The sequence below is a fragment of the Phycisphaerae bacterium genome (assembly GCA_012729815.1).
Taxonomy (GTDB): Bacteria; Planctomycetota; Phycisphaerae; order JAAYCJ01; family JAAYCJ01; genus JAAYCJ01.
On record JAAYCJ010000143.1, the window covers coordinates 18,118 to 27,700 of the forward strand.

The window sequence follows — 9,583 nt, forward strand, 5'->3', positions numbered from 1 at the left end:
ACTCTTTGGGACCTCTTCCAGAGGGGGTGGATGATGAATTCCCTGACCAGACGTATCCTGATCGCCGCCTTGGGCTTGCCCCTGTTCCTGATCGGCTGCTCCGAAGCCCCGGTCACCGGCCGACGACAACTCAAACTCGTCCCGGAAGGAACCCTCAACGCCATGAGCGTCCAGGAATACCAGAAATTCCTCGCCCAAAACCCGCCCAGCGCCGACGCCAAAGCCACCGCCGCCGTCCAAGAAGTCGGCCAGCGAATCCGACAGGCCGTCCATAGCTACCTCCGAGAAACCGGTGAACTCGACCGAATCCAGGGCTTCAACTGGGAGTTCAACCTCGTCGAATCCGACCAGGTCAACGCCTTCGCCATGCCCGGCGGCAAGGTCGTCTTCTTCGAAGGTATCCTCCCCGTCGCCCAGAACGAAGCCGGAATCGCCACCGTCATGGGACACGAAATCGCCCACGTCGTCGCCGGCCACGGCAACGAACGCGTCAGCCAGGGACTCCTCGCCCAGATGGGCGGCATGGCCCTCTCACAGGCCATGGCCCAAAGCCCAGCCGAAACCCGTGACCTCTTCCTCAAAGCCTACGGGGCCACCACCCAGGTCGGCGTCCTCCTGCCCTACAGCCGACTCCACGAAAACGAAGCCGACCACCTCGGACTCATCTTCATGGCCCTCGCCGGATACGACCCCCATGAGGCCGTCGACTTCTGGCAGCGAATGGCCGCCGCTGGTTCCGCCAGCGAGGGGCCCGCCTTCCTACGCACCCATCCCCCCACCCAGCAGCGAATCGCCAACATCCAAAGCCTCATCCCAGAAGTTATGCCGTACTACCGCGGCGATACCCCCATCGGCCCAGCCGTCCCGCCGCAGCAACTCCAGGACGACCGCGAATCCGCCCCCGCCATCGACTCCGACCGCCAGAAGGACACCGAAAAACAGCAAAAAAAAGAACTCAAACGTCAGGAAAAAGAGCGAAAAAAAGAACTCGAACGACAGGAAAAGGAACGCCGAAAAGCCGAAAAAGAAGCCCGAAAAAAACAACGTAAGGATGACGACGACGATGACGAGGAAGACGACGATTAGTCTGACGTTACTGGCCATGGTCCTCACAAATCAACCGGCGGCAGCGGAACAGACAGCGACACAAACGGCGGCCAAACCCGCACCGCGAACCATCGCCGTCTTCGGCTCCTCCGTCGCCTCCGGCGAGCGCGACAGCCGTGGCGGATACGCCGCCAGACTCGCCGAAGCCCTCCCACGCCAATGGAAACTCGTAAACGTCTCACGAGGCGGCGACAACACCGTCTCCATCCAGCCGCGATTCGACGAACTCCTGACCGCCCAGCCGGACTACGCGATCATCGGCCTCTCACTCGCCAACGAAGGATTGGCCGCAGCCGACGACGACGCCGAATGCCAACGCGTCTTCGACCAGTTCCATCGCGGCCTCTGCACCCTCATCAACCGCTGCCGCGCCGCAAACATCCAGCCGGTCATCGGACTCTGCTACGCCAACAGCGACTTCTCGCCCGAAAAATACGAGTACACCCGCCGGATGAACCTCCTCATCAACACCTGGGACGTACCAGGCATCAACTTCCTCGGCGCCGTCGACGACGGACACGGCCACTGGGTCAAAGCCTGCGAAGCCGACGCCGGCCATCCCTCCGACCGCGGCCACGAAGAAATGTTCCACGCCATCGTCCCCTCCCTCTTCGACGCCTTGGCCGCCGGCAAACCCATACCCCGCTTCACCACAACCGACGGATACTGGCGATCCGACCGATCCAGCGCGACAACGCCGATCCTCGCCTTCCAACCGACCCATCCCATGCGCCCCTTCACCGTCGCCGTCGCCTTCCGCACCTCCGCCGCCAATGCCCCGATCGCTCAAATCCGCGCCGCCGAAAAAACCGTCCGCCTGACCGTCCAATCCGGCAAGCTCGTCTACCACGGCCTCAACGCCGCACGCCTGGCCTCAACGGCAAACATAGCCGACGGCCAATGGCATCAACTCGCCCTCGCCCACCGCTACGCCAACGGCCAGACCCTCCTCTTCCTCGACGGCGAACCGGCGGGCGCCATCGCCGAATCCCTCACGCCGCAACGCTTCTCCCTCGGAATCGCCAACGCCGAACCCGGACAGGGAACCGTCGACCTCCGAGACTGGCTCATCTACCGCTCAGCCCTCAACCCCGACGAAGCCGCCGCCCTCCACCGCCGACAACTCATCCACGCCAGCCTCGAACTCTACGCCCCGCTCCACGATGCCCCCTTCCAACAAGGCAAAACCCCTGCCAACCTCGCTCAAAGCCTCTCCGAAGTCCGGGTGGTCGCCGAATGAGACTTCGGGAATAACCACTTGAGGTCCCGAATCCAATAACTGTAATGCCCACCGCTCGGATTCCCCCCGATCCGCAGCATCTTCACCGTAGCCGGATCGAACGAAGCCGGCGCATCCTCATCGAAGAAAATGTGCACCCGCGACCACGCCGACGTAACGCGGTAGTTGAAGTCGCACCGCTCGCCCACCTCGTGCGTGTCCTCCAACACTGCCATCACCAGGCAAAAACCGCACAGCGGCTCAGCCTTGACCTCAAACGTCAATCCCACCGCGCCAGCCAGCGACTCCCCGGGCAGCGCCAACGGAAACTCCGGATACACCCAGCAATCCGCCCCAGCGGGAAACTCCACCTCGAACCGCACCGCCCCCTCCGCCTCATCGAAACTGATACCCATCTTCCCCGAACTGTTCGCAACCCACCGCTCCGCCTCCCGCCACGGAACCTCCCGCGCCGCCAGCGAAGGGTCCACGCCCGCCGCCGACAGCTTCACCGGAATGCACACCGGGCTCGTGGGCCGGCCCGCAAACCGCCCCGCCAGACGAACCTTGACCACCCCGTACGCATCTTCACCGAACCGTATCCCGATCGGAATCGCCGCCTTCGCCATCGCCGCCACGTCCACCGACTCCGGCAAGCCGTCCACGACATACCCTTCGCCCAGATTCTCGATCACGCCACGCTTGGCCGTATCGGAAAAGTTAAACACCTCCAGCGTCGCCTGCCCGACAAACCCATCCTCCAGCAACACCTTGTTCGGAATGTACTGGAACTCATCGCCCAGATCCAACCGCAACACCACGCTCAAATCCTTCTCCACCGTCTCAGCCGCCGCCTCGACCGCCACCGGCCCCTCAACCGCCTCCAGCGACGCCAACCCGCGAACGTAAATCGGATACCGCCCTACCGACAACCGGCACAAGCCATCCGACACCGGCACAGCCGCCGATCGACCGACAAAGTCAAACAACGCGACCCGCGAAACCGGACTGCCCACCTCCACCTCCCGATCCTCCCCGTCCTTCGACCACAACACCAGCGTCTGCGTACCGTCCGCCCCGTCGTACAGCAGCGCCTCAACCTCCGGACCCAACGCCAGCCGACCGCGATACCGCGCCCCGTTCAACTGCCACGTCATGGCCGCGTACGCCGCGATCACCGGCTTGACCGTAAAATCCCACCGCAAAAATCCCCACACCCGCCCCGGCTCCTGATACGGCGGCAGGTAAAACGAAAAATCCCGCTCCACCCCCAACGCCCCAAACAAAAGCTGCGACTTGACGATATACTCCGCCTGCGACAGCTCCTGCTCCGCGTCATGCTCCATCAACCCGCTCCCCGGAATCACCGACGCTCCCGCCCCGCCGCCGTAGTACCCGTTCTCCGTCACCCACATCGGCTTGTGGCCCACGCCGTACCGCGACAGCAGCGCCCGCTCGTCCGCCACCACCTTCGGGAAGTTCTCGAACTCCCGCTCGTAAATGTGGCAGTTGTACGTATCGAAATAGTCCCCCAGCCCGTTTTCCATCGCCGTGTCCATGAACCGCGGAACCGGATGAAAACAACTCGACGGATTCAGCACGTTGATCTTCGCGTCGCCCGCCTTGAAACCCAGATACGCCGCCTTGTGCGCCGCCGCCAGATCCCACGCCGGACCCGCCCACGCGTCCGGCTCGTTCATGAACTCCCACGCCTGCATCCGCCCCCCGAAATGCTCCACGCACGCACGCGAAAACCGATACACCGCCATCAGGTCCCACACGAAACCCACCCGCCTCGGATTTATCGCGAAGCCCGGCGCGTTGTGATACATCCCGCAGATCTGCACCCCGCGCTCCGAAAACAGCCGCGCGTTCCGATCAACGGTCTCCCCCCAGTGGTACTCGCCCCGCGGCTCTTCGCTCCAACCGTTCCGCTCCCGAATCATCACCGCCCCGCAAAGCCGCGCCACTTCCGCCAGCACCTCGTGCATCTTCTCCGGCGGCTCAAACCGCCCGTCCGGACACCGCGCCCAACTCGGTCCCGCGTCCATCGCGAACGGACTGTTCGGATCGGCCGCTCGCTCACCCGGATCGACCACTCGCGCGAACGGCACAAACGGCTGCCATTCCGCCGCGCCCTCCGGTCTGATCCGCAGCCGGTAGTACCCCATCGGCAACGCCGGCAGCCGCAACGACTCCTCGCCCAACCGCCAGCCTCCCTCCGCCGACGTCCGCCCGCGCCAGTCGCTCACCATCCACTCCCACACCCCCGCCGGATGTGGATACTTCAGACCAAACACGATCGGCTCATCGCCCGCGAATATGTTCGCCGGACGATCCGTCACCACCACCGGCGGCATGTTCAGCCGCGCGATCGGATCGCCAAGCAGACACACCGCGTCGATCCAATACGCGTAAACCGTCCCATCGCCCCACCGCGGCCGATCCACAAAAATCGTCAGACTGTGACGTCCCGCCTCAAACGCCCGCATCGCCAGATTCGTCCACCGCGCGCACCCGGCGTGACCCCACGCCCGATCCGACCGGCCCAACGCCGTCACCTCGCGCCGCGCCTGGTCGTCAATCGCATACCCGATCTGCGAACAGTACCCCTCGCCCACCGGACCGCCCGCCACGCTCAACAAATACGTCCCCGCCTCCGCCACCTCAAACTCGTACCGAATCCAATGCCCCCCCTGCTCCGCCGTGTGCAAAACCATCTGCCGCCCGCCGTAACAATCCTCCCTCGCCATCACCGCAAAGCCGCTCTGCTCCGCAAACCCCTCCCCCTCAATCCACACATCGTGCAACGGCCGCTCCGGTGGAAAACACTGAAACACCGGCAAATCCGCCACCTGACCCAAAACCGACGAAACCAGACCCGCCGCCGCCATCACAAAACACGCCGCTCGCATCAGTTCACTCCACAACAAACGCATCAATAATCCGGAAAAAACCGCCGAACACGCGTCGGATCCGCAAAATCCGTCCACAGCCGCCATCCCGCCGCGCCATCCGCAAACAACGCATTCGCCCCAGAATGGTGCGGCTGCGCAATCGCGTACTGATAGCTCGTGTCGCCCCAGAACCGATAGTGAGGGGCCGCCACCCCGTGCGTCGTCGCGTCGATCAAATTCACCTTCTCCGACGGATCGACAAAATCCACGAACCGAAACGGCGGTCCCCACTCCCGACCGCTCCCCCAGAGCCAGTAGTGAAACGCCGACATCAACGCATCCGACTGCGCGTAATTCGTCAGCGGACGCGAACCCTCCATCAGCGAAGCCGGCACCGGATTCACCGGACAAATCGTCACCTTGCTCAGCGTCACGTCGATCCGCCGAGTCGCCTGGTACTCCGCCAGCACGTCGTACCACCGCGACCCGCCCGGCGCCACCGCGTTCGTCGCCACGTAGTCGTTGTAGTCATTCCCGTAAAACGCGAAGATCATCCCCAACTGCCGAAGGTTCGACTGACACACCACCGTGCTCGACTGATCCCGCGCCGCCCCCAACGCCGGCAGCAAAATCGCCACCAGCACCGCGATGATCGCCACCACCACCAAAAGCTCGATCAACGTAAACGCCGACAACCGACAATGCCCATCTCTCGTTTTCATGACTACGCCTCACGGGCTGACCATCAGCCAATTGAACGCCATGGGACTCTTATCCGCACCGATCCCACCGCCCCATCCGAAATACCCGCGATCCGACCCGTCGTTCGTATTCACCAGCAGCGAAAACCCAGCCGCCACGCCCGGCTCAAGCTCCGGCAAGTCCACCGCCTCCACCGGAATCGTCACCCGGTAAACCGTCCGGTCCTCGTGCCGCGCAATCTCCGCCGTGATATCATCGACCACGCCCACCCGCTTGTCCGACTGCGACGAATGCCGATACACCTTCGCGCCCGCCGCCGTCAACGCACACGTCAACTCCGTATAACTCCGCGGCATCGGCCCGTCGTGCGGCAACGCCTGCAACGCCACCTGAATCGAATCCCCCTTCCACATCGCCCCGTCCTCAAAGTCCTGAAAGTGCACCGCGTCCTTCACGTTCACCGTCAGATACAAATGCCGCCGGTCCCACGTCAGACCAAAACTGTGTACATCCTCAGCCGACCGCGCCGGCCGCTCCACCGCCAGATCGTCCACCAAAACCCGGCCCGATCCCACAAACGACCGATCCCGACGCTCGATCGTCAACGAATGGAACGACACCGGCTTGTCCATCCGTCCGTCGCCGTTCCCGTCCCAGTGGCTGTCCGCCGGACGCGACAAATCCAGCGTCATTGCCGTCCACCCGCCCTCCGGCACCCCGCCAATGCACCACGAAAACAACTCGCCCGACGAGTCGATCAAACGAACCCATACCATGTGGCCCGACCCGTCGCCGCGAATCCGGAACTTCAGCAAACTCGCGTCCTCCGGCAACGCCATCGGCCGGCTGTAACCGCAGTAGTTCAGCGTCTCCGGCAGCCCGTCAAACCCATAAGCCAACTCCGCAGCCGTATTCGCCCTGTCGTCCGGGTCCGCAACCAAACTAATCGACGCCTTCACCGCCGGCCGATCGCCGTAAACACTCCACCCCTCAACGCCCTCGAACGCATCCAACTCCACCACCGGCGTCAGCACGCCCGCGTCAAAGCTGTACACGTTGCCCGCCCCCTCCGACGATGCCGGCGTCGCGAACGCCACCTCCCGCGGAATGTGCAGCCTCGTGTTCCCAGGCCGCTGCGACTCCGGAAAATCACGACGCACCACCTCCGGCAAAACCCGCACGCCCGCCAGATCGCCGCTCACCAGCCACGGCGTCGAACTCAACGTCAACCGAATCCGACCCTTCTGCACGTCCCAACTCTCCGTCGGGTCCGGCCATGTCAACGCGCCCCACATCCTTTCCATCGTCCGACCGCCCACCTGCTGCAACCTCACCGGCGGCGCATCCAGCCGATCCGTCTCCAGCGTCACCACGTACCGATCGTCCCGCGGCGTGCTCCACAACGCCAACACGTCCGTCCCGTCCGCACGCTTGTACCGAACCCCGCACGCCCGCGAATCCGAAAACTCCACCCGCCCCAGAAACTCCCCCGTCGACACCAGCTCCGCCAGGTCGCGATACGCGAAATACGCCGGCTTCGGCGTCATGTCCGCATCCAGCAGGCCGAAATTGTGCTCCGGGTTCTGCGGGTCGATCCCGTCGTTCTGCCAGTCATACCAGTACACCCCCGCCAGCCGAGGAACGCTCCGCGCCAACAGCAGCATCCGCGCCGCATAGTCCATCGCGTCATCCGCCCGCGTCCCGTCCGCCGCCACGTGACCCGGCCAACCCGTCTCCGTCAGATAAAACCGTACCATCCGATCCGGACTCGCCGCCGCCAGCTTCCGGTCCGCCACTCCCATCCACTCCACCCAGCCTTCCGGCGTGTACCGCTGCGAACCCGCGTTGTACGGATACGCGTGCAGCGACACCGCATCCACGTACTTCAACCCGCCCAGCGCAATGAACTCGTCCAACCACCCCTCGATCATCCAGCCGCCCAACACCGTCACTTCCGGGTCCGCCGCCTTGATCCGCGGATACGCCGCCGCCGCCAGCTTCACGTAGTTCTCGATCGTCTGACCCGTCCGCGGAGCCTCCGGCAAAAAACCGCCCAGATACCCGCCCCACTCATTCCATATCTCATACTTCCGTACCGTCTTGCCAAAATGCCGAACCACAAACTCGCAGTACCGCGCGAACCCCTCCCGCGACTCATCCGTCACCGGCGACCCGCCCCCGTTGTAAAACGGATTCCAATACGCCAGCACCAGCACCGGCTCAATCCCCATCTCAGCCGCCCGGCGAACGAAGTAATCGTAAAACTCCGGCATCGCGTACCGCCCCTGCTCCTGCTCGATCACCAGCCAATAGGCGTCGTCGTACAGCGACACGACGCCCGCCTCCTTCATCAACGACAGATGCTGCTCCACCGCCGCCGGACGATGCGTGAAATGCACCTTCACCCCCACCGTAAACGCCCGCTCTCCCGCCACGCACCAACCACCGACCATCAACGCGGTCAACACAACCAGCCCTGCTCGCTTCATGCGCCGCTTCCTTTCACAGAATCCGGAACCGGACCCGTCGACTCGCCCACAAACACCGGCGCATCCGCCGGCTGAACCAGCAAAGGCCCTACCCAGTCACGCCCCCCGCGGGCCATCCAGTCGAAACACACCGATAAATAAGGCTTCGGATCCGGATCGCGCAGCGACGTCAGCGTCGGGATCAAATACGGAGCCATGTCCGCACCGTCCTCCGCCGCGCACACCGATACGTCCCGGCCAACCCGCAATCCCGACTCGTGCAACCCGCGCATCGCCCCGATCGCCGCGCTCGACGTCGCGCAGAAAATCGCCGTCGCGTCAAAATCCTCCCGGCGAATAACCGCCCGAATCATCTCGTACGCCTGACTCAACGTCGATCCGTACGGCTTGACCGGCTCATTGACAAGCCGACCCGAAACCCGGTGCGCAGCCGTCCAGAGCTGCCACTGCTCGATCCGACGCTGAACCACCCCCCCCACCGGCTGAGTGTTCAAACACCACACCCGACGATGACCCAAGTTCCCCAAATGGTCCAACAGCTTCTGAACCATCTCCGGCGACACCAGCCGAAACGTCGGTATCCCATACGCCGACCAGTCCTCGCCCATGCTCACCAAAGGACGGCCCGCCTGAGAAAACCGATCCAGCAACTGCTCCGGAACCGGCATCGGCAGCGGCAGAATGAACGCCCCGTCAAACCCCTCCACCGCCTCCGCCAACACCACGTCATGCCAGTGACCGTACCCGATCACCCGCAACGTCCAACCCCGTGACCCCGCCATCTCCTCAAGCCAAAGCTGAGACTGCTCCACGTACGGCGATTTGCACAACGGAACCATCAACGCAATCTGTAACTTCTTGCCCGACACCGAACTATGACGATTCACCGCCACCCGCCGATTCGCCCGACGTACCAGCAAACCCTTGTCCACCAACGCCATCACCGCCTTCCGGGCGGTCATGTGGCTCACCCCCAACTCCGCAGCCAACTCCCGCTCCGACGGAATATCCCGTACCAGATAATCCCCATGCCGGACCCGCTGCTCCAACAATCCCGCAATCTTCGTATACTTGGCCATCCCGCCACTCTTTTCGGCTATACATATAACAAATCGTTACATCTCCCCCTAGCCTAATAAATTTTGTTATACACTGCAAGCAAAAAAATA

General features: G+C 63.5%; 6 protein-coding genes. 2 read left to right on the plus strand and 4 right to left on the minus strand.

Annotation, left to right across the window (positions count from 1 at the left end; translation table 11 throughout):
* The first annotated feature begins 33 nt into the window (after positions 1–33).
* Positions 34–1,086 (plus strand): M48 family metalloprotease, encoded by a 1,053-nt coding sequence (locus tag GXY33_09785; protein NLX05423.1) that lies wholly within the window; start codon positions 34–36, stop codon positions 1,084–1,086.
* Positions 1,064–2,347, plus strand: coding sequence for a hypothetical protein (locus GXY33_09790; GenBank protein ID NLX05424.1), 1,284 nt, complete (start codon positions 1,064–1,066; stop codon positions 2,345–2,347). Before GXY33_09785 ends, GXY33_09790 begins: the two co-directional genes overlap by 23 nt.
* Here the strand turns inward: GXY33_09790 and GXY33_09795 are convergent.
* Genes GXY33_09795 through GXY33_09810 form a run of 4 tightly spaced genes read right to left on the minus strand, consistent with a single transcriptional unit; the run spans position 2,311 to position 9,493 of the window.
* Positions 2,311–5,241: a hypothetical protein gene (locus tag GXY33_09795; GenBank protein NLX05425.1), complete on the minus strand. Its 2,931-nt coding sequence runs from the start codon at positions 5,239–5,241 to the stop codon at positions 2,311–2,313. The two genes, GXY33_09790 and GXY33_09795, sit on opposite strands and share 37 nt — an antisense overlap.
* A gap of 23 nt (positions 5,242–5,264) precedes the next feature.
* The gene (locus tag GXY33_09800; GenBank protein ID NLX05426.1) at positions 5,265–5,945 is read right to left on the minus strand and encodes a prepilin-type N-terminal cleavage/methylation domain-containing protein; all 681 of its coding nucleotides are present in this window, start codon (positions 5,943–5,945) and stop codon (positions 5,265–5,267) included.
* Positions 5,946–5,954: 9 nt separating this feature from the next.
* The gene (locus GXY33_09805) at positions 5,955–8,414 is read right to left on the minus strand and encodes a hypothetical protein (GenBank protein ID NLX05427.1); all 2,460 of its coding nucleotides are present in this window, start codon (positions 8,412–8,414) and stop codon (positions 5,955–5,957) included.
* Complete coding sequence (locus tag GXY33_09810; protein NLX05428.1) at positions 8,411–9,493, minus strand: GntR family transcriptional regulator; 1,083 nt, start codon at positions 9,491–9,493, stop codon at positions 8,411–8,413. The genes GXY33_09805 and GXY33_09810 overlap by 4 nt, the downstream gene beginning before the upstream one ends.
* Positions 9,494–9,583: the final 90 nt, after the last annotated feature.

What these genes read in the sequence shown, in the direction of transcription:
- GXY33_09785 (NLX05423.1), top strand. Translation starts at nt 34, where the DNA reads ATGAATTCCCTGACCAGACGTATCCTGATCGCCGCCTTGGGCTTGCCC.
- GXY33_09790 (NLX05424.1), top strand. Translation starts at nt 1,064, where the DNA reads ATGACGAGGAAGACGACGATTAGTCTGACGTTACTGGCCATGGTCCTC.
- GXY33_09795 (NLX05425.1), bottom strand. Translation starts at nt 5,241, where the DNA reads ATGCGAGCGGCGTGTTTTGTGATGGCGGCGGCGGGTCTGGTTTCGTCG.
- GXY33_09800 (NLX05426.1), bottom strand. Translation starts at nt 5,945, where the DNA reads ATGAAAACGAGAGATGGGCATTGTCGGTTGTCGGCGTTTACGTTGATC.
- GXY33_09805 (NLX05427.1), bottom strand. Translation starts at nt 8,414, where the DNA reads ATGAAGCGAGCAGGGCTGGTTGTGTTGACCGCGTTGATGGTCGGTGGT.
- GXY33_09810 (NLX05428.1), bottom strand. Translation starts at nt 9,493, where the DNA reads ATGGCCAAGTATACGAAGATTGCGGGATTGTTGGAGCAGCGGGTCCGG.